This window comes from Pirellulaceae bacterium, from assembly GCA_029243025.1.
In the GTDB taxonomy this organism is placed as follows: domain Bacteria; phylum Planctomycetota; class Planctomycetia; order Pirellulales; family Pirellulaceae.
The window spans coordinates 311,204-337,095 of the sequence record JAQWSU010000018.1; the positions used below are offsets into that span (position 1 = coordinate 311,204).

The window sequence follows — 25,892 nt, forward strand, 5'->3', positions numbered from 1 at the left end:
GTTGGGGGCCTTAACGACGCAGAAAAAATGCGACCAGGATGACCACCGCAAACCAAGTCAGCGAGGTCGGCTCCGGCACCACCTCGTAGGAAAGATTGTCGATAGCAAAATAGGCGGGGGTGTTCATGCCAAAATCACCCCCATCCGTTGACAAGAGTCGGAAATCCAATCGCGACACCTCGTCACCAAGCGAGGTCAGATCCACCCAAGCCCAATCTGACACCACATTGCTCGCTCCATTGCGAAAGTCAGCCAAATAGAACTCGACCGTGCCCAACTCCTGACTTTGGTCATTGAAGCCAACGAATTCCAACCGAAACCAATCATTTTCAGCAAACGGTCCTTTTACAAATCCTGCTGCGTCATTGCCGTCGAGGATCGCCAAGTAAGCATAAGTGGTATTGGCTACGTAAGTGCCACGGACGGTGGCTGGTTCGGGAAACCGCACTTGTGCTTCGCCTTGAACAGCATTATTGGCAATCGCGAAGGTAGCCGAACCATCCACTCCACCACCGTCCGGCAGGACGAAAGCTGAATAAGGATTAGTGAATCCCGCCGTGGTCAAATCGACCTGGTTGCTGATTGCCCAAGCACCCGGGCAACAATCAAAGTCGGCATTCCACGTGCGATTAAATTCTACACCACGACTGACAAAGGAAAGCTGGCTGGCATCGCCTGGCGCCGCCGAATTCGGAGGCAATCCCAGATCTTCAAAATCAACGATTGTCTCTGCCCGAACGCATGGGCACAAACAGACAACGAAGAGACAGCTCCATAAAAGTCCGGTGTTCATCATGTTCCTTCTTTCAATTGGTACAAAAGTTGTTTGCAATTTTCCCCAGTCAAAATTCTTCGACTGCTTCTCCACCCGCTCTAGTACAGATCGATGCAAGAACGGGCAAAGCAATTGTCTCCTCCAAAAACCGAACCGTTCCATTCGCAAAGACAGCATTAGCGCCACCCGGATGATGACTCCGAATGTCATTTTCGAACGCTGGCGAGGCGTTGATCGCAAAAGCCTGATCAAAAATATTACGACCATTGATCCACTGACCATCCGGCCAAGCGGTATCCTCCGCCACCATCAACGTGTTTGACAATCCGTCTCGAATATCAATACTGCGAACCGCTTGGTCGTAGAGCATCGTGCCCTTGGGAGGGTTGTTAGGTCCCGAAATCCGTTCGCCATAAATGCCGCCATAATCGCATGGACCGCGTCCATCAACCAACCGGGTTCCCCGCTCGCTCGTCGGACAAACAAAAACATTGATCACAACCGCAGCCGCCGATGAGTTTCCAGGGCTATCAAAAGCCAACGACAAATCGAGCTGATCATAGACAGCTTGTTGTTCAAGAAAGGGCAGCAAGAAGGCCGACCAAGCGAGCTGCCGCTTCGACTGATTTCCCTGTGGTCGCCATTCCACGCCACCAATGGGAAAGTGGCCATGCTGCTCGTGGTACATCTGTAAAGCAACGCCGATTTGCCGCAAATTATTGGTGCAGGTCACTCGACGAGATGATTCCCGAGTGGCGACCACAGCCGGCAAAAGAAGTGCGAGGAGCAATCCAACGATCGCAATAACAACAAGCAGTTCAACCAGTGTAAAAGCCCAGCGCGCGGATTGAACGGAACGATCCGTCGTCAAAGTCACTGGCATTCGCTGAGTAAAAATAGCCATAATAGGTATGCGCAGACCAACACCAACCCAAGATCAACCTCGACGTGCGACGTCCCACCGTAAAAACTCTCAGTGAAAACTCTCAGTAAAAACTCTCAGTAAAAACTCTCAGTAAAAACTCTCAGTGAAAACTCTCAGTGAAAACTCTCAGTGAAGACTCTCAGTGAAGAGCAACCTCAAGCGGTCTAGCCTTGATTAGCGATTCCTCGCAATAAGCACCGACGCAAGCTTCGACCCTCGCAAAGCTTTGCACGAATGACGTTGGCAGGTCTTCTGACTTTCAGGCTATCCCAACTTGCCTTCTCGTCGTCGATTCAATCGATCAACAATGGCATCAGAATTAGTCGGACTTTGCACCTGATCACAGCGGCGGGGCCGTCCCGGGATTTCACCGGTGTTCCCTTTTCCCTCGATGCCGGATGGGCAGTCGAGCACCAACGTCTAGTGGGAAGAAATCTACCAGAGACTTGTTGCAACGTCTAGGCTACAAGAAAAAAAGCCGAGCTCCTGCTGGAGAGCTCGGCTGTCCGAATTTGTTGTGGTGCGACCTCCCTCCAGGGAACGACCAGCACCACAACAAAATTGAGTCTTGAGGTCAAATCAAGAGATTAGTCGAGAAAGCCAACCAGCTCCTGACTACGACTAGGCTGCTGCAATTTCCGCACAGCTTTCGCTTCGATCTGACGAATTCTTTCGCGTGTCACCTTGAAGATATGCCCCACCTCTTCGAGCGTGTAGCTGTAACCATCGCCCAAACCATATCGCAGTTTGATGATCTCGCGTTCACGATAGCTAAGGGTTTTCAGAACTTTATTGATTCGTCCCCTGAGCATCTCTTGCGAGGCGCCAGTCGCGGGACTTTCAGCACCCCCATCTGGAAGCAAATCGCCAAAGTGGCTGTCCTCACTGTTGCCAACAGGACGATCCAAGCTGATCGGATACCGGCTCATCGCCAACACCCGACGCGCTTCTTCCACCGTCGTATTGGATCGGCGTGCTGTTTCTTCGATCGTGGGCTCACGTCCCAATTCTTGTAACAACTGACGTGAGACATTGCGAACACGGGACATCGTTTCAACCATATGAACGGGAATTCGAATCGTGCGGCTTTGGTCTGCCACTGCGCGAGTGATCGCTTGACGAATCCACCAAGTCGCATAGGTGCAAAACTTAAACCCGCGACGATACTCAAACTTATCGACTGCCCGCATCAGCCCAGCGTTGCCTTCTTGAATCAAATCCAAGAAGCTCAAACCACGGTTCCGATACTTCTTAGCAATTGAGACAACAAGTCTTAAGTTACCTTCTGACAATTCACGTTTGGCTTGTTGGTAGTGAGCATATTCAGAACGCAAAAACTTGACCCGATTCCGCAGGCTTGTCGGCGTTTCCTGGCAGGCCATCAATAAATTGCGGTATTCACGAACCCACTTTTCACGCTCTTCTGCCGGGCCTTTACTCGTTTTATGCTCGTTGATCTTCTTGCTGAGTTCATCGATTCGGCGGCTGAAGTCTTCTAACGTACGAATCATTGGCTCAATTCGCTGGGTTCGCAACCCAAGCTCTTCGACCAACCGTACTGCACGAACTCGCCCCCGACCTAAACTGTGCCAAGCAGCACGTCGCTTGGCCTTCGACTGTCGCTTGTTGACGCTGATCAGGTAGTCTCGTCGGTTGCGTTTGAGCACCACATCCAGAGTCTTCAGATTGTGCGGCAGTCGCCCTAAAATTTGATCCTTTTCCAGACGATCGGTTACCGAAACCTGAACCGTTCGATCAAACGGCAATTCGCCATTGTGGACGCGATTCAGAACCTTGTAGGCCGATTGAATGACGTAATTGCATTCTAATAGCTTCGCGCGGAAACGCTGACGAGTGTTTTCAATCCGCTTGGCAAGCTCAATCTCTTGCTTTCGCGTCAACAGCGGGATTTCGCCCATCTGTGTCAGATACATACGAACCGGGTCATCCGACCACGACTCGGCATCCAATTCACCCGCTATTTCCTCACGCGGCGCGTCACCCGAATCTGACTCCGCCGCAGACATCTCTGCGGCCGTCAGACTACCACCTTCGTCATCGTCATCCGATGGAACAACATCTGCAGCGCCTGCTGCAAACGCATCACCAGTTGTGGTGCGCGCGTCGTCCTCGAAGTCCTCGATCAGTGTGTACAAACCCCAGCTCCTTCACCAAACGGTCTAGAAGTTGACAAAAGGAAGGAAGCACCCCCGTGCTTGACCAAATAGACGGCGACTCCAACTACGTTGATGACGAGTTGCCCATCCGCACATGCCGAACTGAAACTCACTTGAGCATTCAATTCCGTTGACCTCAAAATTCTACCACTCATTTACCACACGTCCGTGACGACCAGTGATTTGTCAAAAGATTGCGATCAAAGCGTATGAAACGAAGGCAATCTGCTTCCCTAGTCCGCCTAAACAACCAAAACAGACAGCCGAACGCGATTTCTTTTTGCGTTACAAGGATTCTTCACTTTCGTGATGAATACGGTGAGCTAAGTCACTGCAGTGGGAAACAGTCAGTCCTGGCAACCTTTGCAGGACTATTACTCGCAGGCGGGGTAGATTACTCTCACCCTGCCACGATCTCGTGTAAAGTCGATCCGTCTCGCCTAAACGCTCGGTACCTCTGTCGGACCATTATTGAAGCGTCCCAGCCAGAGAGGGACGAAAATCCGGTTGCCTTGCCGAGGGTACATCAGTGCGTAAGCACCCCAATTTTAATCCGACTGGTGGCGAGGTCTAGTGGCAAAATCAATTGAGATGCCGTACCCCACTATTTTTTTTGAACAAACGCTTTGACCAAGCCGTTAAACTTTAACAAGTCATTTCTTTTTGACATCCCCGCCGGCCTTCGTTTCAAGATCTTGACGCGACGCATCCACAGCCAACGCACATTCGTACCATTGGAGCCAAGGTTAAGATCCAGTTAGAATCGGCGCCAGGCCATTAACGGGACTGGTCCCAGACGCTAAAACGTTACGATCGACCGTTGCTCCGTGCCGTTCACTCTCGCTTATTTTGCCCGATCCCAACCCGTTTCCATGTCTCAACAATTCAAACTACCCTGTCCGGCTTGTGGCCAACCCCTGATAGTGAGCCCACCTCAAGCCGGTGAAACACGAACCTGTCGTTGTGGGGAGCAAACGGTTGTTCCCACGTTGCGCGAGGTTCGACAACTAGAACCCATCGAATCCCAGTCCTCGGCTCCCCGTCCCGGTAGGGGCTGGAATGCGATGCGGGGAACTCTGTTTGTGGCAGGCATTCTGCTACTAGCTATCGGTGCTTACGGACACTTTCGCTTTGCCCCCTTACGCCAAGATCTCAACATCGAACAACCGGAATTTGAAGAGCTAAGCATCGACATTCAAACGGTAACTCCCATGCAGGCGTGGGATGCCTGGGACCATTTCCGGCGACAAAGTCTCGAATATCGAGACACGCCTCGATTTCTTGCAGACCGAAAACGTTACCAGGAAATGAGTTTCTACCTGTACCTCTTCTGGGGATTGGCGCTGATTGGAATCGGTTTGGTGGCCGCCTCGCTGTTGCTACCTGGGCAGACTCGAAGAGGCTAATCGCGGCGCGCCCTTTCCCAACTGTCCGCCCGCGATGCCAGCAGCGCAGCAAACAGGCAGGGAAAACGAATCAGGCGAGTCGCTTTTTCCAGGCAAATTCAGGGGAATCCTGCACGTATTTTGGTACCGCGTAGCCTGGCAGGCGTCGTGACAATTGATCCATGATCGCCTGACCTCGCTCAATCGATACTTCAAAATGAGCCGCACCGGCAACGCGATCCAGTTGATTTAGGTAGTAAGGCATCACCCGCAGCTCGATCAATCGCTGCGATAGTTCGATTAACGTTTCCGCACAATCATTCACATTTCGTAACAAGACGGCCTGATTCAGCACAATGGCCCCGGCCTCAATTAGCCGCCCAATCGCTGCAGCAACCGCGCCGTCAATTTCATGGGGGTGATTGATATGCACCACGACCACGACGCTCGGATTGACCATGAGCGCGCGGATCAGTTCGTCGGTAATCCGACTCGGGATCACCACTGGCAAGCGAGTATGCAACCGTAGACGTCGAATGTGTGGAATTTTGGCGATCTGCGAAATCAGCTCATTCAGCGATGTATCCACAAGCGTAAGCGGGTCACCACCGCTCAAAATAAGCTCTTCGATTGTTCGATCTTCGGCTAATTGGTCGATTGCCGGCTGCCATTGTCGGTAGGACTGCGGCGCCGCCGCATAGGGGAAGTGCCGCCGAAAGCAGTAACGGCAATGGATCGCACACGATCCTGTGGTGACAAGCAGAGCTCGCCCTTCGTACTTTTGGATGACTCCCGGAGCTCGCTCAGCCTGCAAATCCAGCACCGGATCGAACGAAAAACCATCGACCGGGTCATTTTCGGCAGCGAGCGGCAAAACCTGTCGCAGTAAGGGGTCGTCAACATCCCCCGCACGGATCCGTCTGAGATAGGGTCGGGGCACGAAGAGGGGAAAATCAGCGGCGGCCCGTTCTGCTTCTCGCCCCCAGGATGCGGGTAAATCAAGTTCAGAGCAGAGTTGCAGCGGGTCACGAATGGCCTGCTTCATTTCCGATCGCCAGTCGCCGACCGGCTCAATCTTCACCGCTGAGTGGCCCGTCGCTTGATTTCCACCGGTCAATTGCTTTTGCTCCTGCGAGGATTCGCGAAAAGGGTTGCCCCAAGGTGCGGAGACGGCTTTATCTCGCCGGACTTTGTCTCTGCCCCCTGAATTGGTACCATAATCCGCTAATTCCAGAAAGCGACTCTAGTTCTTCAGATGGGAAAAGAACGTGGCATCCTACAACACCAGCGACTTCCGTAAGGGCCTCAAGGTCCAAATCAACGGTGATCCGTACCTCATGATTGAGTGCAATTTCGTCAAGCCAGGCAAAGGCAACGCCTTTTACAAATGCCGCTTACGAAATCTTGTCCGCAACACGGTATTGGATCGCACCTACAAGGGTGGCGAAACTCTCGAATCGGCCGACGTCACAGAAATCGACGCTCAATATCTGTACCGCCAGGGAGAAACGTTTGTCTTCATGGACAACGAGTCCTATGAGCAATACGAGTTGAGTACCGAGCAGGTAGATGATGCATCGAAATATCTAAAAGAAGGCATGGTCTGCCAAATGATGCTCTTCAACAATAATCCCATCACGACCACACCGCCCAATCACGTAGTGTTACGGGTCGAGTATTGCGAGCCCGGAGCGAAGGGAAACACGGCCACCAATGTGACCAAGCCTTGCAAGGTCGAGACCGGCGCCGAATTCCAATGCCCCGCTTTCATTAACATGGGCGAACTGATCAAAATCGATACGCGAACGGGTGCGTACGTCGAGCGAGTCAAGGAATAGGCTTCGCCAAGAAGAGTGGCTCCTCAGTTCACGATCCATGGCGGAAGCCAAGATGCCAATGGCTGCAGCCAAGATGCTGGAGTGACAGCATGCCCGCGTCCAGCGACTTTCGACCTTCTGCTCAGCTAGAAACATTGCAACAGCGGGCCAGGTTATTGCAACAACTTCGCGCTTTTTTCCATGAACAGCGCTTCCTCGAAGTTGAAACGCCAATCCTTTCAGCCGATTGCGTCATTGACCGGCATCTCGACCCATTACCCGTTCAGCTATCTAGCGATCCGCAACGACCGGACGCTGGTTCCACCTACTGGCTGCAAACATCGCCCGAGTTTGCGATGAAGCGACTGCTCGCGGCAGGTGCCACGTCGATCTACCAAGTCACGCATGCTTTTCGCGCAGCGGAGTCCGGTCGGTTCCATAATCCCGAATTCACGATGGTCGAATGGTATCGGGTCGGCGATGATCAGCGGGCGGGCATGCAGTTGCTGGCAGATCTTTGTGAAACGCTGCTACCGTTCGGAGCAGCCCAATTCATCAGTTATCACGACGCCTTCCAACACCATCTGGGGATTGATCCTCACACGGCTAAAATCGCTCAACTTCGTCAAATTGCCATCGCAAAGCAGATTTCGATCCCGCATACAATGACAGCTTCCGATCGAAACGAATGGCTCAATCTGCTACTCGCCGAAGGTGTCGAACCCCATCTGGGCGTTGAACGGCCGGCAATTCTGTATGACTATCCTGCCGAACAAGCAGCCTTAGCAAAGATTCGACCTGGAAATCCGCCTGTCGCAGAACGGTTTGAACTGTACGCACGAGGCATCGAACTGGCCAATGGATATCATGAATTGCAAGACGCCGAAGAGCTTGTTCGAAGAAATACGATCGTCAATCAACAGCGTCTGGATGACGGAAAACGCACCTTGCCAGCGGAAAGTCAACTGCTGGAAGCAATGCGGCATGGCCTACCGTCGTGTGCGGGAGTCGCCTTGGGATTTGATCGGCTGGCCATGCTTTCCACAGGAGCCACTTCGATTCGCCAGGTGCTGACCTTCCCGATCGATCGCGCCTAACCAACTGCTCAGCGCCGCATATCCAAATCTTCCGACAGCACAAAGTTGGCGATACGAGTTCGATCGAAGGTTTGAAAGCTGAAGTCATGATCGTTCCGATCAGAAGCACAGCCGTGCTCTTCTCCAATCATGTTCCATTGATTCCAATCGATCTCGGGAAAAAAAACATCACCGGCAACCTGCGCTCGAACGCGGGTCCAATAAATGCGATTAACTTTCGGTAGCGCCATCTCATAAATCTGCCGTCCGCCAATCACGAACGCCTCGCTATCGGCTGAGACAAGTTGCAGCGCTGCGTCAAAGGTCGAGGCAACCTCGCAACCCTCGATGGCCAGATTGGGGTTGCGACTGATCACAACGCTGCGGCGTCCAGGCAGCGGACGGCCAATAGAGTCGTAAGTCTTGCGTCCCATTAGAATCGCATGGCCCATCGTGAGTTGCTTGAAACGCTGCAAGTCGGCCGAAAGTCGCCAAGGTAAATTGTCTTCACATCCAATCACTCCGTTCTCGGCAACAGCCACAATCAAAGACAATTTCATCTTGCCGACTCCTAGACTGCGACTGGCGCGGCGATATGCGGGTGAGGTTCGTACTGTTCTAATTGAAAATCTTCGAACTGGAAGCCAAAGATTGATTTGACGTTCCGATTCAAAGTCAGGCGGGGCAACGGCTTCGGCTCGCGCGCGAGTTGCAACCGGGCTTGCTCCAGGTGATTCTTGTACAGGTGCACATCCCCAAAGGTGTGAATGAATTCATGAGGAACTAAGCCGGTGACCTGCGCGATCATCATGGTCAAAAGCGCATAGGACGCGATATTGAATGGCACGCCCAAAAACACATCAGCACTGCGCTGATACAACTGGCAGGAAAGCCGATCTCCTGACACGTAAAACTGGCAAAGTAAATGACAAGGCGGCAACGCCATTTTCGCAACGTCAGCCACATTCCAGGCCGAAATGATCAAGCGACGAGAATCAGGATTGACCTTAATCTGTTCGATCAAATCACTAATCTGATCAACTTCCTTACCGTCGGACCCCGTCCAATGTCGCCATTGGTAGCCATAAACCGGCCCGAGCTCTCCATTTTCGTCTGCCCATTCGTCCCAAATCCGCACTCGATTTTCTTGCAAATAGGCAATGTTGGTCTCACCCTTCAAGAACCACAATAGCTCGTGAATAATTGACCTCAAATGCAGTTTCTTGGTCGTGAGCAGTGGAAACCCGGCCTGCAAATCAAATCGCATCTGATGGCCGAATAGGCTGAGTGTGCCGGTACCCGTTCGATCTGACTTTTCCGAACCGTTGTCCAAGATGTGTTGCAAAAGATCGAGATATTGCCGCATGTAAACCTCCCTGCATCTCTAATCAGCGTTTGCCATCGAGCGAATCACGCCTGTCACGATATCACGCATCTTGGGCTCCGTCGACTCGGCTGCTGCAACAACCAGGTCACCACTCGTCGGTGTCAACTGATCAGGCTGACAAACGTTAGTCACCGCGGATAGTGCCAGGACTCTCATGCCGGCATGGCGGGCGACAATCACTTCTGGAACCGTTGACATGCCGACCACATCGGCACCAATCTTTCGCAACAAGCGGTATTCTGCACGTGTTTCGTAATTGGGCCCCGTCATGGCGGCATACACGCCGCGATAGGCAGCAAAGCCGCTGCGTCTGGCCAAGGAAAGAGCCAGATCACTCATTTCCGCATCGTACGGAGCCGACATATCGGGAAAACGATCGCCAAGACAATCATCATTGGGCCCGATCAACGGACTACCGAACATTAGATTAATGTGATCATCGATCACTACGACATCGCCCGAGCAAAATTGTGGGTTAATCCCGCCACCCGCGTTGGAAACGATCAGCACTTCAACGCCCAACGCTTTCATCACCCGGACAGGCAAAGCGACCTGCGAGAGCGAGTAGCCTTCATATCGGTGGAATCGGCCGTCCATCGTGACGACCGGAATCCCTTCGACAAAACCACACAATAAACGGCCCGCATGACTGAGTGCGGTTGTCGGCGGAAAATGTGGAATCGACTCGTAACTGATTGCAGTATCAACATCCATCTGCCCGGCAAAGCGGCTGAGTCCGGTCCCCAGAACAATACCAACGGCAGGTCGCAGTTTCCAATCACGACGGATCCGTACAACCGCATCGTCAATTTTCTGGACATTGATAGGAGGATAACTTGTTGGCATTTCCAGATTCTACCGCTCGGGTAATGCCGACGGAAATAGGGGATCCTGCAAGAACGAATCGCATAGCGTTTCAACTGATCGACCGTCGACAGCTCGGCTCATCAACAGGACGGTCAGTAACTCTCCGGATCAGGAGCTCCGGCAGCAATTGCCGCCGAACCACTCGTCCCCAAACGGGTCACACCGAGCGCCACCATTTTCTCAGCATCTTCGAAGCTGCGTATTCCTCCAGCTGCTTTGACCTGCATGTGGGCACCCGCGTGCTCGCACATGAGCCGGATATCATGTTCGGTCGCGCCGTGATAGTTGTAATCGCCGCTGGGCTGTTTGACGAAGCCGAAACCGGTCGACGTTTTCACAAATTCCGCACCCACCCGCCGACAAATTTCACAAAGCTTTATCTTCAAATGGTCATCTGCTAGGTAATCATTTTCAAAGATTACTTTGGTGATCGCGGCAAACGAATGAGCCACATCAACAACCGCCCGAATTTCAGCCTCCACATACTCCCAGTCCTCGCTCAGTACCTTGCCGATATTGACCACCAAATCGACTTCACTGGCGCCCTGCTGACAGGCAAAGCGAGTTTCGACAACCTTGGTCTCTGTCAAATTCGATCCGTGCGGAAATCCGATGACCGTCCCCACAGCAACTCCACTACCATCCAGAACCTCCATCGCCAGCGAAACGGCATAGGGCTTCACACAAACACTCGCGACCCCCAGCTGTTTTGCCAATTCACAACCGGCCCTTAATTCCTCGTCCGTCTGCGTCGGATGCAAAAGTGCGTGGTCGATCATTGCCACCAGTGACCTGTCCATGACGTGTCCCTCATACAGCTTGGTTCTGGCTCCTGATCATCGGCGGATCAGAGCAATTCAAAGTTCCCGACCTAATTCCCGAACTTTAGCGGACGCAATCAGTCCGAGAAAGGTCCCTCGACGACTTTTGAAGGGGAGAATCCGCAAAGCAGCTCAACCACTCCCCTGCAGCGCGGAAATCTTGCAGCGCGGAAATGAAGTGACGGCAAACACCGTCACAACAGCTGTTCTTGATGACAGCCGTCACCGTTCATTGTGGGTTGCGGCGCACCATCACGGGTCGACCATGAGGCAGACTCGGTAAGTCACGCGTCAACTGAGGAGAGGGCGTCATCATTTGCGCGGCGGAGAAATTGACGCGTTGAGCAACTCGTCCTCGCTCGTTCCACCAGATCCATCGGTCGACAGGCGACCCTTGTTCGTAGTTTCCTTCAATTGACTTCGCGCCAGTTTCGTGCCACCAAACCCATTTGCTGGTCTTCTCGCCGTCTCGATAAGAACCCAATAACGACTTTTGACCGTTAGTAAACCACCAAGTAAATTCACCCGACGGTCGATCAAATTGGTACTCGCCCGAAAAACGCATCTGCCCGTTGGGATGCCAGGCAATCCATCTTCCGTGCTTCTGATCTTTCCCTTCACGACGATAACCAGCCAACTTGGCATCCCACCAGACATCGGGATCCTTCAGCACTAGGCGAGCTTGCAACACCATGCCCTCGAGTTGTTTCTGGCCATTTTTGTATAGCTTGGTATTTTTCTCCCACCGTCGACCATTCTGATATTCGACACGAGTGCGAATTTCACCGTTATTGTCCCACTCGATCAACTCACCATCGATCTGCCCATCGTCATAGGCCAGTTCTCGCATGCGTGTTTCGTTGGGATACCACCAGGTTGACTTACCATGACGGCGACCGGCAGTGAAACGCCAGTCACAAATCATCCGTTCGTGCCGATCACTGATCGTCCAACGCCCTTCCAGTTGGCCATTGCGAAAAGCCGCTCGCGACTGAAATGGTGGCGCAAACATGGAGAATGGCGGTGCGGAAAAAATGCCCGCTTCATTCGGTTGATACCAGCGAGACCATTCGCCAACACGTTGCCCCATATTGAAGCGACCTTCGGCAACCAGATTGCCATCGGTGTCCCACATCTTCCACGGGCCATGATTGATGTAATTTTGATTTCCATCTTGAGTCACTCCCCTTTCAATCAAGACGTGACCGTCTGCATCACGCTTTTGAATCATCTCGTAGGGGATCTCATCGGGCTGCCCAATATCAATATTCTCTGTATCAATATTCTCTGCGATGGTCGATGTTTGATCACCGATGAAAGACGGGTCCAGTTTGGGAGGCTCGTTCAAGATTGGCTCATTGAATTCGGGCGCATCAAAAGCTTGAGGACTGGATTGATGTGGATCGTCCAAAAACGGATCCTGCGGCGCTAGCTCGCCTGTCGGCAATTCTTCCGGTGACGAAATGCCATCATCCGCATCATCAATCACGTCTGGCAATTCAATATCTTCGAAGATCTCGGAGCCTAGCTGTGCAGAAGCCGTGTGTGGAAGAACAACAGCTGCGCAGATCAAGACAGCGAGTGCATAGATGGCCAGTCGGCAAAACATCTCTCCATCTCCTCCGCTGCTTCAACATCGACACGGGCCAGTGAATCGTTAGTCACTTCGGTATCAGTGAACGGCCAATGCAAGCACAGCATCGCAGGCGACACCGTGTAAATGGCGCGACCGATCGGCATCCGTCATAAATATCGAAACTGTCGGTGTGTGACTTTAAGCGTTTCGGACTCTGAGAAAGATAAGCACAGTTTAAGGGATCGTTTCGGCTCCATTCCCAAGCCTCGCTCCGAAAAAACCCACCATGACGAACCCATAAAAAAACGCGATGCGACGGAATGCGCACCGCGTAGGCGAGTAGGTTTCACGGTTGCTAGCTTAGTCGGCCTCAACGATTCGAAAAATTCGACCAAAGGCATCCGACAGATAAACTTCGCCTTGGCGATCTTGGCCGAAGGTGATCACCGGAATGCTATCGCCTTCACTGGCGGCAATTGCAATTGGACGATTGGCCACAACCCGTTTTGTATCGTAGTCGTATTTCAATCCCCAAATCTTACCGCTCACGTAATCTGCGTAGAGGTAGTACCCGTCGAGTTGGGGCAACAACTTGCCACGATAGACACACCCCCCGGTAATCGATTTCCCCACATCGTGATTATATTCAAAGATAGGGTCAACGAGGTCTCCGCGAACTTCGGCACCGACAAGTCCGAACTTGTGATTCCCCTCCCGCAAATTCCAGCCGTAGTTAGCTCCCGGTTGCACAATATTGATTTCTTCCCACAGATCTTGCCCAACATCAGCCGCCCACAAGGCTCCCGTTTTGCGATCGAATGACATGCGCCACACATTACGAAATCCGTAGGCAAAGATCTCACCGCGAGCGACCCGGGGATGGCCGTAAAACGGATTATCTTTAGGAATTGCGTAGTTCAATCCTTTGTCTTTCCGATCGACATCAATGCGAAGAATCGCCCCCAGCAGAGATTGGACATTTTGGCCATTCATATTCGGGTCATTGAAAGCACCACCATCGCCTAGACCAATGTAGAGGTATCCGTCGGGCCCAAACACAATGGTGCCACCGTTGTGGTTCCAAAACGGCTGTTTGACCCGCATTATTTCTTCTTCGGAGGCTGGATCCGCGCGGTTAGGATCGTCCTTTGACACACGAAAGCGTGAGATCACAGAGGTTCTCGGGGCATCGGTGGTCGTGTAGTAGACGAAGAACTCGCCGTTTTCGGCATATTTCGGATGAAAAGCCAACCCCAACAAGCCTTCTTCATTCTTGTTATCGTTGTAGACAACCTTCGACTCGATATCGAGAAACACCTGTGTCTCGGTGACATCTTGTCGATTGGGCATAAACTGCACCACACCCTGCTGGGTTGCCACGAACAATCGGTTCGTTCCATCATCAGCAGTCGTGATGACAACAGGCCGACGCGGTCGCAATTCCTTGAAAGACCGTACCACCTTCAAAGGCAACGGACTTTGGTCAATTTCTTCTGCACCGCAGACAACAACAATTGAGGGCAACAGAAGACAGGCCAGCATCGAAATGCGTCTGATTCGATTCATAAGTATCCTCATCAATTCCTTCAGGTAAATTCATTGGTAAACACAGATCACTTAGAATCCTTGTTAACCATTTCATCCAATTCAGAAAGTTTAAGTCTCACACTCACGATGTAGGGAGGCTCGTCCTTTGTCCAATGCCCGTAGGTCGTGGTCACGAAGGTCCCATCGGGGAGCACTTCCACGCCCGGATAGGCACAATCACTCCGAGAATGATTGTCCATCAAGCGGACGCGATATTGACCTTCACGACCCGCCACGAGATCTTGATAGGTCCCGACCCAAGCCACCCAATCACCACGAGTCGGGCTTTCGTGAGTCGTATCACGAAAGCTGATAAAGAGCCGCCCGTCGGGCGCGTATTTTGCCGTATGTCGATCACCCGTCAGTGATCCCGGTAACTCAACAGGTTCACTCCAACTCGCACCCTCGTCATCAGAAAAAATCGCAAACGAATTCCGACGTCGGGAATTTTCTCGCAGCAAGGCGGCTAACTGCTTGCCGTCGGGTGACCGAATGATCCCGGGCTCACAAAGGTGCACATCCTCGCGGGTCAGAATCACTGAGGGATCGGCCCAGGTCAGCCCACCGTCTCGGCTAGTTGTTTGATACAAAGTGAAGGGGCCTCGTGTTCCAGACTCTGTAAAGAAACGTCCATCATCATGAAACATGGCTAGATATCGCCCGGGTTCATCCAACCCGACAACACTACCCATTACAACAATGCCCCCCCAATCACCAGCCACCTTGAGCTCCGACCAAGATTGACCGTCATCAGAAGAGACAGCAAGACGAGCCGGATAGAGTCCCGACCAGAGAATCAAACGTTTTTTGCCATCGGCATCGACAACGCGATGGATCGTCGGTGTCTCTTTGCTGGTGGACCAGGACGCGGGCACCGGCAAGCGAGGACTCCAGGTCAGTCCAGCATCATCACTACGTTTCATCATGATCGGGCCACGACCGTGCCCCTTCGGATAGACAACGAGCATTGTTTTCTGATCTTCCAACAGGACGGTTGTGGGATGGCCCAAATACTGTCCGGGCTCCCGATCGACGACGACTTGACGCTGTTGTTGATCCGCAAGGTCGATCAGCGGAATGGAATAACCTCGAGGCGTTTCCGCCGGCAGATTCCCAATCAGTCCCGTTCCGAGCAAGTAAACGCCAAGGATCGATGAAAACTTCATAAGAGATTCCACATCTGGTAGCGTATTTCGAATTCCGTCAAGCTGACAGAATTTTAGCATTATTGAGGGGGGGGGGTATGGTGGCATTTCACGCGCCACATCGACACAATAGACGTGACAAAAGCGCGTGACCCGTACAAATAGACGGCCTGCCGAGTCGCCATCGTACGCGACAGGAGGGCACATCACAAACCGATTTGAGTAATGAATTTGAATTTAAAACGATCAAAATCCCTGTTTGTGTTAAAGCTCCTCCTGGCTGGAATCATTCTGGCTGGAATCATTGTCCTTTCATCGCTCGGTGAGTTGAGAGCGGACGAGAACAGCCCAATCCTACGTTGGGGGGAGATGGAACCGATCCCGAATCAAACCGGCTTGGCAGGCATGGTCGCAGGAATTCACAACGACCAGTTGATTGCCGGGGGGGGTGCAAATTTCCCGACGGCCCCACCGTGGCAAGACGGCACGAAGGTCTGGCACGATCAGATTTATGCCATGGACTTGAAACAAGGAACTTGGCGGACGCTCAAACAGAAGCTACCAAGCGCCGTCGCTTATGGCGTCAGCGTATCGCATCCCGACGGGATCATCGTTTGTGGTGGAGACGATGGCAAGCAAATTTTTTCTGACGTCTATCGCTTGACCTATCAAAACGACCGCGTCAAGATCGATTCGCTCCCGCCCCTCCCCGCTCCATGCACGCAAATGAGCGGCGCGATTGTCGGAGACTTACTCTACATTGCCGGTGGCATGAATCAACTTGACGCCACCCAGGCCTCCGACAAGTTCTGGAGCCTCAATCTCAAGACTGCCGAACATTGGACCGAGTTGCCCCCCTTGCCGACAGGCAGGATTCAAGCCATTGCCGGATCTCAAGGCGGCAGTTTTTTTTTGTTTGGGGGCATTCATTTGAAGGCGGATACCGCGGGGAAGTCAACGAGGGTTACGCCTTACCTCAAGGAAGCTTGGAAGTACGCACCTCGTTCAGCAACAACAGGCAACTGGCGACGCATCTCAGAGCTGCCGAATGCGGCCGCAGCCGCCCCTTCTCCGGCATTTCCCGCGGGTCAAACTCACTTGCTGATCTTGGGTGGCGTCGATGGTTCCCTGTTTGATGCGGACCAGGTAACCCATCCTGGATTTCCAGGACGCATTCTGTCTTACAATCCAGTCACCGACCGTTGGGCAGAGGCCGGCACGATACCGACGGAGGACGCACGCGTCACAGCGCCGTGTATTGCCAGCGGTGGACGCGGCATCATCGTTAGTGGCGAGAGTCGGCCCGGCATCCGCTCACCGCGTGTGATGGACGTGACATTACTGCGAGAAGACCAGAGTTTTGGAATCCTCAATTGGTCTGTACTGATCGTTTACCTTCTAGGCCTTGTAATCATCGGCTTTTATTTCGCGAGGCGCGAAAGCTCGACCAACGATTTCTTCCTGGCCGGTGGGCGAGTTCCCTGGTGGGCGGCCGGTCTTTCGATTTTCGCCACCATGCTCAGCGCTATTACTTATCTCGCAATCCCCGCGCGAAGTTACAGCACCAACTGGATTTTCTTTGTGGTGAACTGCGGCATCCTCGCCATCGCGCCGGTCATCATTGTGGTCTATCTACCTTTTTTTCGACGTCTGCAAGTCACCACCGCTTATGAATATCTTGAAAAGCGTTTCAGTCTTGGAATCCGCCTGATCGGCAGCTTGTCGTTCATCATTTTCCAGTTTGGCCGCATGGGCATTGTTGTGTTGTTACCCGCGTTAGCTTTGTCCGCAGTCACCGGTATCAACGTGTACGTATGCATTGTCGTGATGGGCACTCTCAGCACCTTATACACGGTACTGGGCGGAATCGAAGCCGTAATCTGGACCGATGTACTGCAAACATTCGTCTTATTGGGCGGTGCGTTAGCGGCAATCGCCACCGTGATTCTCCAAGTCGACGGTGGCTTGGGCACGATCTGGGAGTCGGCACAAGAGAACGGAAAACTGCAACTGATCAATCCTTCCTGGAGCCTCGCCAGCGATGGAATCCTCGTGATGGTGCTGGCGGCCATCTTCAACAATCTAGTCTCTTACTCGACCGACCAAGCGGTAATTCAACGATACCTAACGACTAAGGATGAACAAGCATCGCGTCGCGCAATTTGGACCAATGCGTTGTTGGCTATTCCGGCGTCGGCCTTATTCTTCTTCGTGGGCACCGCCTTATTTGTCTTCTATCAGAGCCACCCTGCGAGCTTACATCCACTCGAAAAGACCGATCAAATCTTCGCTTGGTTCATCGCCAGTGAAATGCCACCGGGACTATCAGGCCTGGTTATCGCGGGTATCTTTGCGGCGGCCATGTCGAGTTTGGACTCAAGTATTCATTCTGTGTCGACAGCCATCACCACCGACTTCATTCGCCGCTTTCGCCCCAATCTGGAAGAGCATCATTTCCTAAATATCGCTCGGGCGTTGACATTGATCCTGGGCATCGTAGGCACAATCACCGCCACGGTGATGGCCGGACAAGACATACAATCGTTGTGGACTTTCTTCTTAGGCCTGATTGGTTTATTCGGTGGAACTCTCTGTGGTTTATTCCTGCTCGGCATCTTTACGCGACGAACAGCCGCTATCCACGCATGGATTGGGATCGTGTTCAGTATTGCCGCATTGGCCGTGGCACGTTTTGGCTTCAACTTAAACAGCTTATTATTTGCCGCTCTCGGAGCGACAACCTGCTTGTTCACGGGATGGCTGGCGGCAATCATTGTCCGGCAACCACCCAAGAATCTTGACGGGCTGACACGTTGACCGAGATGACACCGAACCGATGTACTTCCTTACTGAACACTTATCGTGAGGGATTACTGAACGACACCGTTCCTTTCTGGATTCGAACCGCTGTCGATCGTCAGCACGGTGGTTTCATCACGTCGCTGGACCGAGATGGGAGCGTGATCGACACGGACAAGGGAATGTGGCAACAAGGCCGTTTCACTTGGTTGTTAGCGCACCTCTACAATCAGGTCGAGGCGCGGCCCGAGTGGCTAGAATTAGCCACCCATGGCATCGACTTCATTCGCCAACATGGATTTGATGCCGATGGTCGAATGTGGTTCCATCTCACTCGCGAGGGTGCACCCCTTCGCAAACGACGTTACGCTTTCACCGAAGCGTTTACCATCATGGCGTTTGCCGAATACGCTCGCGCTACGAACGACGATCGCATGGCAGAAAATGCGATTCAACTCTTCGAACGCTATCAAGCCTTTCGGCAACAACCGACTGGGCCGAACAAATTCGAGCCAACCCGCCCCATGAAATCGATGGGAGGCCCCATGATCACCTTGTCGATCTGTCAGGTGTTGCGGGCAGCGATCGACTGGCCGCAGGCAAATCGATTCATTGATCAAAGCATTGACGAAATCGAACAAGACTTTGTCAAACCGGATCGAGAGGTGGTAATGGAATCGGTCGGGCCAGAGGGTCAAATTTACGATCATTTCGATGGGCGCACGTTGAATCCAGGGCACGCGATTGAAGGGGCCTGGTTTATCATGCATGAAGGCAAACATCGAGCCGATCCGCAGCTCATTCAGCTCGGCACACAAATGTTAGAATGGATGTGGCACCGCGGCTGGGATGAAGAATACGGAGGAATGTTTTACTTCCGTGATCTGCGGGGGTTACCCGTCCAAGAATACTGGCACGACATGAAATTTTGGTGGCCTCACAACGAGACGATCATCGCAACGCTCTTAGCTTGGTCGCTCACGGGGCAAGCGCGTTATGCGGATTGGCACCGCCAAATTCACGACTGGGCCTACCAGCATTTTCCCGATGAAGTGCACGGTGAATGGTATGGATACCTGCACCGTGATGGGCGCATCTCGGTGCCGCTCAAAGGCAATCTCTGGAAAGGGCCATTCCATTTGCCACGAATGCAACTCTACTGCTGGAAGCTACTCGAAGAAAAACTGTCTTCCGAAGTCACCTGAATCACCAAGATCAGCGAATGCTATCGCTGCACCATCGCTGACCAGCTTGCAACAGATCGAACGATTGGTCAAGTTGCTGGCAGGTTGCCACGAATTCATCCGGCGATTCCGTATTGAATTTGAACATGTCGTAATGACAAGGGACCACATGTCGCGCCCCGATTGTTTTCGCCAATTGGGCTGCCTCTCGGCCCCCAAGATTGCCCGCGACACGACGTTCCGGTGCACGACCGTTGATCGGCAAAATGGCCAAATCGACCGCAAACGGCTGCAACGTTTCTGCCATCCCTTCATACAACATCGTATCACCGCTGTGATAAATGCTCCACGGTCCGAACCTGGCCACAAGACCGATAAACTTGCAGCGACCTTGCTCGTCTCTTTCGACCGTTTCGTGTGCCGCGGGCACCCCATTCAGCTGAAACGGCCCCGACACGTATTCTTGCCCTGCGTCAATCGTTCGCAATCGTGACGGTTCCACCCCCAATCGATCGGCAGCGAATCGCTGATTCGCCGCGGGCACGACGATCTCCAAATCGGCGTTGGCGGCCATCAGAGGTTTTAATGTGTCAGCATCCAGGTGGTCGGTATGATTGTGGCTGGAGGTTGTCACACCGACAAACCCCAAACAACTTGGTTCAATCGCCAATTCAGTCATGCGCACATGGGGCTTGTCGGTCGCGGCATATTTATTCGTGAGCGAATCGGACAAGTAGGGATCAAACAACAAATGTTGTTGCTGCCATTTGACAAGAAATCCGCTTTGACCAAGCCACCAAATAAAGAAGGACTCGCTACTCTCGGCTGCTCGAATGTCAGCCAACAGCAAGTCACCGGCGAGCATTGGCTTGATCATTCGCCCAGCTCCTTACGCACTTGATGAACTCCCGCCACCATATTCGCAAGTTTACGACGGGCGGCCCAACGAGCGGTTTGACTCAAACCACAATCCGGCGCGAACGACAAACGTTCGGCAGGCGCGTATTTCAGGCAAAGCCGGACGCGATCAACGATATCCTGAACACTTTCAATGTAATAGCTTTTTACGTCGATGATGCCGATCGCAACATCAACTCGCTTGGCAATGGTTTCCAAGATCTCAATCTCACTGAACTCACGACTCGCCATTTCCAGATGAATTTCATCGAGATGGAAATCGAGAAAGTCCGGAAACATCGGTTCATAACGTCGAAAACCAACCGCATGCCCTTTAAAATTCCCGAAACACAAATGGGTCGAAAGCCGACATTTGCCCACAATCGGCTCGACGGTCCGATTGAAGATGTCAACGAATCGTTGGCGATCTTCGCGGTAGGCATAGCAACTCATGGACGGCTCATCTACCGTGATCTCCTGACAACCGGCTTCCACCAACGCAACAAGCTCGTTTCGAATCAGTGGCAACAAGGCCTCTGTTACGGCGAATCGATCGGGATACTGTTGATTTGGCAACAGTCGACCGCTCATTGTATAGGGTCCCGGCACACTTGCCTTGAGCACCGGTCCGGAGGGAGCCAGTCGCTGCAATCGCTCAAATTCCTCCACTGCTCCGAGCCCTCTCGAGGCAGCCAGTTCGCCGATGATCGCGTGCTTACCACGTTGATCGTGCGCCGGCGGACCAAATTGGCGTGGACTACTCGATTCTAAATCGATTCCGTCGATGTAGCCGTAAAAAGAAAGGTTGAAGTCAAAACGGGTTTGCTCACCATCGGTGATCACATCGAGTCCCGCACTGACCTGATCGTGGATCGCGGCAATCACCGCGTCGTCTTGCATCTCAACAACATCGTCACGACCAAATTGATCGAGATTCTGGCTGGAAAATTCAAGCCAACCTGGAAATGGATAACTACCAATCACAGTCGTTCTGAGCGGAATTGGTTGCATGGCTTTGATTTGTCTCCCAATCGATCAACTTACAAACGATATCGCTAAATTGCGACAAGCCTACCATCGCTAACGATCAGCATGTCGGCCCAAGTTGGCATACAATTGAGCAACTCTTCTCGCATGCTCGTCATAGGCATCTTCAAACATTTCGGTTGCAGCCTGGCTGCCAACTACACAGGCAGCCGAGAGCACAGTCGGAGGGTTACCTGCCTGAGTCAAACGACCCGCGACCTCTGCCTTGATGCTGTTCACCAACAGACAACCCCCGATTGTCGATCCGGGTGACACGGGAGCCGGAAGACTATCAATCGACACCATCGCATCGCCGGCGGGCGCTCCGGTATCGAGCACAAGATCTGCACAATCGGTCAGTTTAACACCATCAGGATGCTTTGAGTGACTAGCCTCGCTATGTTGCCGACTAGTAATCGCCACGACTTTAATTCCCGCCTGTTGAAACAATTGAGCCATTTCGATCGGAACGATATTGCAACCGCTCGACGAAACCACCAGCGCCGAATCTTGGTCGGACAGATCAAAATTTCGCAAAATCCGTTCTGCGAGTCCCGCGCGATTTTCGAGAAACATCGCCTGCCGCTGCCCATTGGCGCCTCCCACTTGATTGTGAAACGTCAAAGACAATTCCACGATCGGATTGAAGCCAGCGAAGGAGCCGTATCTTGGCCACATTTCTTCGACCATGATACGGCTGTGGCCTGCTCCAAACAGATGGACCATTCGATCGGCTAGGATCGAATCGGCAAACCAGTCAGCAGCTTGCTCAATCTCCGCCTGCTGCTTGGCAACTCCATTGAGGATTTGCTGACTCGCCTCCAGATATTTCTCGGCATATTTCATGAGGATTCGATCTAGGTGTTTGTTGATTTTGCGGCACGCTGATGTTGGCCTTCACTCACCGACCAGCCCCCGTCAACGGCCAGTACCTGTCCCGTCACAAAACACGACTCATCGCCGAGGAAAAACACCACGGCCTGATCGGCATCTGCCGGATATCCTACTCGGCCACCATCGAGCGGTTGTTTCGTACGAATGTATGCCATCGTCTCGTCGTCGCCTAAAGCTCGATGAGCTAACGGCGTATCGACAAGAGCTGGGGCCAGCACATTGAATCGGATATTTTGGGCTGCGTAATAAGCGGCGCTCGCTTTGGTCAAACCGACGGCCGCCGCCTTGGTCGCTGCGTAAGCGTGGGTTGCGAAAAAATGAGGGGAAGGAGCTTCTGCCAGCACGGAACTCATATTTAGGATCGAGCCACCCGTCGCTTGCCGTAAAAATTGCTGAACAGCCGCCCGATTGGAGTAGAACAATGAATCCATATTCAAACGCAAGGTAAAATCCCAACCTTCGTCTGTAATTTGATCCAGTGGCCCGTCTCCACGACGTCGCCCACTGCCGCCGGCTACGTGATAGAGACCGTCAAGATAACCAAACCGATCAACGGCCAAAGCGATCGCCGCCTCGGAGGTCGCTGCCACCGAGGCATCCCCAACGACGTAAAGAGCGTCAGAATCGATAGTCGAAACCGCTTGCTGGCATTTCGACTCGTTACGGCCAACCAACACCAATCTTGCACCCTCAGCGGCGCAAGCGTTTGCTGCAGAAAGCCCAAGGCCGGACGTTCCGCCCACGATAACAATCGTTTTATTTTTTAAACGCTGTCTGTCCACTTCCGCCATTGTCGGCTTCGAAGGCGTAACGTCAAGCGCTACTTTCTGGGACTCCGATTGGTTGATACGTTGGGCAATCACATGACTTACCCAATTCAACTGCGGACACGTTTCGAATACCGACCCCGTTATGAAGTGTTTACAAAGTTCAAATCGCTAGATTCTCCTCGAAGTAAAAGAGCAGGCAGGCGTAGATGACACGGACTCGAACGGGTAGATTGACGACTTCAGAAAGGAAGCGGATTTTGGTGTCGACACCAAATCGCCAGGAGATCAACCGGATGAGTAACGCTCGGCAACTGGAATTTCAGCTGGATCGCATTCTGAATGAAACCTACATTCAGCTGCTGGATTTTCACCAGGTGATCCCATCAACCAACGATCGCGCGATGAAATTGGCAGCCGATGCAACGCTGCCTCGTCCATTAGCCGTGTTAAGCGAAACACAGTCGCGTGGCCGCGGACGAGGAAGCAACCAATGGTGGTCAACCGAAGGGTCCTTGACCTTTTCGTTGCTGACAGAACTCGAAAATCTACCGGGTGAAAGAATACCGCAACTTTCACTCACCGCCGGTTTAGCATTGTGCCAAGCGATCGAGTCGATCGCACCGTTGGCCGACATCGCATTGAAGTGGCCCAATGACATCTTCCTGGATGGCAAGAAATTAGCCGGCATTCTGATCGAACTTCCACCAAACGCACCGCCGCAAGCCGTGATTGGCATCGGGATCAATGTCAACAACCGATTCCAAGCTGCTCCGACGGACGTGCAAGACAAGGCCACCTCCCTAAGCGATTGCCTGGGTACCGACTTCGAAATCACCGACGTATTGATCGGCTGCCTCCAGTCGCTCGAGCAACGCCTGAAATCCTTCCACGATTGTTCTACTTCCCTCGCGGAGCAATGGCGGACCTACCATTTACTCCAGGACATGGACGTCGAAATCGAAGTTTGTTCGCGTAAAGTCAGTGGCATCTGTGCGGGCATCGACGATGACGGAGCCTTGTTGCTTGAAACACCAAACGGAATTGAACGATTCCTGGGAGGGGTCATCACCCAATTCCGTTCAGCCAATCGTTAGCGACGAGTCGTAAATTGAATATTGACAAAGCCGGCCGCCCGAGCCGCATCGAACACATCAAGCACGTCACCTAGTGCAACAAGCTCTGCCGGATCAATCAACACCGGCACATCAAGGCGGATCTCGGCAACTCGCCGTAGGCGAAGCTGAACATCATTCAAACTGTCTGCAGCCTGTTCATTGACGGTCCAGCCAACTTGATTTGCGTCCTGCTGAATGCGAACGATAATCGATTCGAAGTCTTCTTGCTGCAATTCTATCTCGACCGTTTGCCCGGAACTTGCCAGTTCCGTCAACTGGCTCGGCAATCTCATTTCTACAACCTGAAAACTTGCTGTCCAAACAAAAAAGACCAATAGAAGAAACACGACGTCAATCATCGGAGTCATCGCCACGTCCGCACGTTCAGAAGATCGAGAATGGACCGATGGGATTTTCATCGTGAACGTTCCAGTACGGCAAAAGTTACATTCCACACCCCTGCCTCTGCCGCGCTCGATAAAACCGGTTCGATGATCTGATAGGGTGCCTGTCGATCACTGCGGATTCGCAATTCAATCTGGTCACCTGATTGCAATCGACGAGCTTTAAGTCGAGTGGATAAATTGGCCAGTGCAATCGGCTTGCCAGCCAGCAACACGGATCCATCTGCCAATACAGTGACTGTCATTCGTGGCGTTGAATTCGGTATGTCATCTTCGCCACTAGCAGCCAGTGGCAAATCGACTTCGATTCGATTTTCACGTTGAGCCAAATGACTGGAGACCAAGAAGAAGATGATCAACAAGAAAACGACATCGATCATGGGCGTCATATTGAAGCCCACAGGCGTGCGTCGTGTTCGTTGACTGACTTGCATGCTTAGATTCCGACAGCTCGAGATTCGACTAACCTATTTTCCCGACCGAGCAATGGGGGGAGCCGCGGAAGCCTGAGCTGGTAATCGCCGACGCAAAGGTCGGCAAACGTGTTGCACCACGTAAGCAGTCTCCGCCACCAATTGGTCAACTCGATTGCGAAGCACGGCAAAAGCAGCCAACGACGGAATGGCTACGATTAGTCCACCAACGGTGGTAACTAAGGCTTGATAAATGCCTTCCGCTAAGTCTCCCGCACCCGCAGCACCCTGGGTCGTCGCGACTCGCTGAAAGGCGAAAATCATGCCAGTCACAGTCCCTAACAAGCCCACCATCGGCGCGATGTTACCAATCACGGACAAATACTCAATTTTCCTTAGGAGTCGGGCTGCCTGGTCGGCCAAGGCATCCTCCAAACCTTTTTCAACGGCAGGCCATCCCCCATCGGCTTCTGCCAACCCTTGCATCAACACAAACGACAAAAACCCGGGACGACGTTTACATGCGTCAATCGCTTGCGAAAGATTGCCTGCCGTTAACTGCTTGCCGACTTCCTCTTCTAGTTCGGCAGGAATCAGTTCCTGGCGCCGAATTGTCAGCACATGCTCAAAGACCAAATAAGCCGCCGTCACCGAAAGAGCCAGCAACACAAAAATGATCGAACCGCCCAGCAATCCACCCGAAAAAACAATCTGCCACAAACCGCGAGGGACTTCCGCAGCAGTGGTTCCATCGCTCGGCTGTCCCATCAATGGTTGTGAGGCGGCAAGCAATAGGACGATCGCAGCAACCGACGAAACACAGCGGCGATGGAAAAGATACTTCATCAGACT

Annotated in this window: 24 protein-coding genes and 1 riboswitch; of the genes, 6 read left to right on the forward strand and 18 right to left on the reverse strand. The window is 52.7% G+C overall.

Features of this window, described 5'->3' with window-relative positions; translation table 11 throughout:
- Positions 1-10: 10 nt before the first annotated feature.
- From P8N76_08770 to P8N76_08780, 3 genes are all read right to left on the reverse strand, one after another.
- The gene (locus tag P8N76_08770; GenBank protein ID MDG2381754.1) at positions 11-796 is read right to left on the reverse strand and encodes a DUF4465 domain-containing protein; all 786 of its coding nucleotides are present in this window, start codon (positions 794-796) and stop codon (positions 11-13) included.
- Between the two features lie 46 nt (positions 797-842).
- Positions 843-1,679 carry a DUF1559 domain-containing protein gene (locus tag P8N76_08775; GenBank protein MDG2381755.1) on the reverse strand — a complete coding sequence of 279 codons (837 nt, stop codon included), beginning with the start codon at positions 1,677-1,679 and terminating at the stop codon, positions 843-845.
- Between the two features lie 245 nt (positions 1,680-1,924).
- A riboswitch (cobalamin riboswitch) is annotated at positions 1,925-2,133 on the reverse strand.
- A 154-nt stretch (positions 2,134-2,287) separates the two neighbouring features.
- Positions 2,288-3,856 (reverse strand): sigma-70 family RNA polymerase sigma factor, encoded by a 1,569-nt coding sequence (locus tag P8N76_08780; protein MDG2381756.1) that lies wholly within the window; start codon positions 3,854-3,856, stop codon positions 2,288-2,290.
- An 848-nt stretch (positions 3,857-4,704) separates the two neighbouring features.
- On the opposite strand from P8N76_08780, the gene P8N76_08785 reads away from it, so the two are divergent.
- Positions 4,705-5,283 carry a hypothetical protein gene (locus P8N76_08785; GenBank protein ID MDG2381757.1) on the forward strand — a complete coding sequence of 193 codons (579 nt, stop codon included), beginning with the start codon at positions 4,705-4,707 and terminating at the stop codon, positions 5,281-5,283.
- Between the two features lie 70 nt (positions 5,284-5,353).
- On the opposite strand, the gene epmB is transcribed toward P8N76_08785, so the two are convergent.
- Positions 5,354-6,379, reverse strand: coding sequence for an EF-P beta-lysylation protein EpmB (epmB, locus tag P8N76_08790; GenBank protein ID MDG2381758.1), 1,026 nt, complete (start codon positions 6,377-6,379; stop codon positions 5,354-5,356).
- Positions 6,380-6,530: 151 nt separating this feature from the next.
- On the opposite strand from epmB, the gene efp reads away from it, so the two are divergent.
- Together efp and epmA are read left to right on the forward strand one after the other, a co-directional pair.
- Positions 6,531-7,100: an elongation factor P gene (gene efp, locus P8N76_08795; protein MDG2381759.1), complete on the forward strand. Its 570-nt coding sequence runs from the start codon at positions 6,531-6,533 to the stop codon at positions 7,098-7,100.
- Positions 7,101-7,189: 89 nt separating this feature from the next.
- Positions 7,190-8,176, forward strand: a complete 987-nt coding sequence (gene epmA, locus P8N76_08800) for an EF-P lysine aminoacylase EpmA (GenBank protein MDG2381760.1) — start codon at positions 7,190-7,192, stop codon at positions 8,174-8,176.
- An 8-nt stretch (positions 8,177-8,184) separates the two neighbouring features.
- Here the strand turns inward: epmA and P8N76_08805 are convergent, their stop codons facing one another.
- The 7 genes from P8N76_08805 to P8N76_08835 all read right to left on the reverse strand — a co-directional run bounded on the left by P8N76_08805 (position 8,185) and on the right by P8N76_08835 (position 15,559).
- A complete protein-coding gene (locus tag P8N76_08805; protein MDG2381761.1) occupies positions 8,185-8,715 on the reverse strand; it encodes a dihydrofolate reductase in 531 nt (176 codons plus the stop codon).
- Between the two features lie 11 nt (positions 8,716-8,726).
- Entirely contained in the window at positions 8,727-9,521 is a 795-nt protein-coding gene (locus P8N76_08810; GenBank protein MDG2381762.1) for a thymidylate synthase, read from the reverse strand.
- Positions 9,522-9,539: 18 nt separating this feature from the next.
- A complete protein-coding gene (locus tag P8N76_08815; GenBank protein ID MDG2381763.1) occupies positions 9,540-10,388 on the reverse strand; it encodes a purine-nucleoside phosphorylase in 849 nt (282 codons plus the stop codon).
- 113 nt (positions 10,389-10,501) lie between these two features.
- A complete protein-coding gene (deoC, locus tag P8N76_08820; protein ID MDG2381764.1) occupies positions 10,502-11,209 on the reverse strand; it encodes a deoxyribose-phosphate aldolase in 708 nt (235 codons plus the stop codon).
- 250 nt (positions 11,210-11,459) lie between these two features.
- Positions 11,460-12,839 carry a hypothetical protein gene (locus P8N76_08825; GenBank protein MDG2381765.1) on the reverse strand — a complete coding sequence of 460 codons (1,380 nt, stop codon included), beginning with the start codon at positions 12,837-12,839 and terminating at the stop codon, positions 11,460-11,462.
- A 327-nt stretch (positions 12,840-13,166) separates the two neighbouring features.
- Entirely contained in the window at positions 13,167-14,372 is a 1,206-nt protein-coding gene (locus tag P8N76_08830) for a PQQ-dependent sugar dehydrogenase (GenBank protein MDG2381766.1), read from the reverse strand.
- 47 nt (positions 14,373-14,419) lie between these two features.
- Positions 14,420-15,559 carry a sialidase family protein gene (locus P8N76_08835; protein ID MDG2381767.1) on the reverse strand — a complete coding sequence of 380 codons (1,140 nt, stop codon included), beginning with the start codon at positions 15,557-15,559 and terminating at the stop codon, positions 14,420-14,422.
- Positions 15,560-15,763: 204 nt separating this feature from the next.
- Between P8N76_08835 and P8N76_08840 the strand changes: the two genes are divergently transcribed.
- Together P8N76_08840 and P8N76_08845 are read left to right on the forward strand one after the other, a co-directional pair.
- Complete coding sequence (locus P8N76_08840) at positions 15,764-18,355, forward strand: sodium/solute symporter (protein ID MDG2381768.1); 2,592 nt, start codon at positions 15,764-15,766, stop codon at positions 18,353-18,355.
- A 5-nt stretch (positions 18,356-18,360) separates the two neighbouring features.
- Positions 18,361-19,542 (forward strand): AGE family epimerase/isomerase, encoded by a 1,182-nt coding sequence (locus P8N76_08845; GenBank protein ID MDG2381769.1) that lies wholly within the window; start codon positions 18,361-18,363, stop codon positions 19,540-19,542.
- A gap of 10 nt (positions 19,543-19,552) precedes the next feature.
- Here the strand turns inward: P8N76_08845 and P8N76_08850 are convergent, their stop codons facing one another.
- The 4 genes from P8N76_08850 to P8N76_08865 all read right to left on the reverse strand — a co-directional run bounded on the left by P8N76_08850 (position 19,553) and on the right by P8N76_08865 (position 23,219).
- On the reverse strand, positions 19,553-20,398 hold the full coding sequence (locus P8N76_08850) for an MBL fold metallo-hydrolase (protein ID MDG2381770.1): 846 nt from the start codon (positions 20,396-20,398) through the stop codon (positions 19,553-19,555).
- Positions 20,395-21,429, reverse strand: a complete 1,035-nt coding sequence (locus tag P8N76_08855) for a cobalamin-independent methionine synthase II family protein (GenBank protein ID MDG2381771.1) — start codon at positions 21,427-21,429, stop codon at positions 20,395-20,397. The genes P8N76_08850 and P8N76_08855 overlap by 4 nt, the downstream gene beginning before the upstream one ends.
- Before the next feature lie 69 nt (positions 21,430-21,498).
- Positions 21,499-22,290, reverse strand: coding sequence for an SIS domain-containing protein (locus tag P8N76_08860; GenBank protein ID MDG2381772.1), 792 nt, complete (start codon positions 22,288-22,290; stop codon positions 21,499-21,501).
- A gap of 11 nt (positions 22,291-22,301) precedes the next feature.
- The gene (locus tag P8N76_08865) at positions 22,302-23,219 is read right to left on the reverse strand and encodes an SDR family NAD(P)-dependent oxidoreductase (GenBank protein MDG2381773.1); all 918 of its coding nucleotides are present in this window, start codon (positions 23,217-23,219) and stop codon (positions 22,302-22,304) included.
- 182 nt (positions 23,220-23,401) lie between these two features.
- Here P8N76_08865 and P8N76_08870 point away from each other — a divergent pair, with 182 nt between their 5' ends.
- Positions 23,402-24,202, forward strand: a complete 801-nt coding sequence (locus tag P8N76_08870) for a biotin--[acetyl-CoA-carboxylase] ligase (GenBank protein ID MDG2381774.1) — start codon at positions 23,402-23,404, stop codon at positions 24,200-24,202.
- On the opposite strand, the gene P8N76_08875 is transcribed toward P8N76_08870, so the two are convergent.
- Genes P8N76_08875 through P8N76_08885 form a run of 3 tightly spaced genes read right to left on the reverse strand, consistent with a single transcriptional unit; the run spans position 24,199 to position 25,886 of the window.
- Entirely contained in the window at positions 24,199-24,642 is a 444-nt protein-coding gene (locus P8N76_08875) for a biopolymer transporter ExbD (GenBank protein MDG2381775.1), read from the reverse strand. The two genes, P8N76_08870 and P8N76_08875, sit on opposite strands and share 4 nt — an antisense overlap.
- Complete coding sequence (locus P8N76_08880) at positions 24,639-25,061, reverse strand: biopolymer transporter ExbD (GenBank protein MDG2381776.1); 423 nt, start codon at positions 25,059-25,061, stop codon at positions 24,639-24,641. Before P8N76_08880 ends, P8N76_08875 begins: the two co-directional genes overlap by 4 nt.
- A 33-nt stretch (positions 25,062-25,094) precedes the next feature.
- Complete coding sequence (locus P8N76_08885) at positions 25,095-25,886, reverse strand: MotA/TolQ/ExbB proton channel family protein (GenBank protein ID MDG2381777.1); 792 nt, start codon at positions 25,884-25,886, stop codon at positions 25,095-25,097.
- Positions 25,887-25,892: the final 6 nt, after the last annotated feature.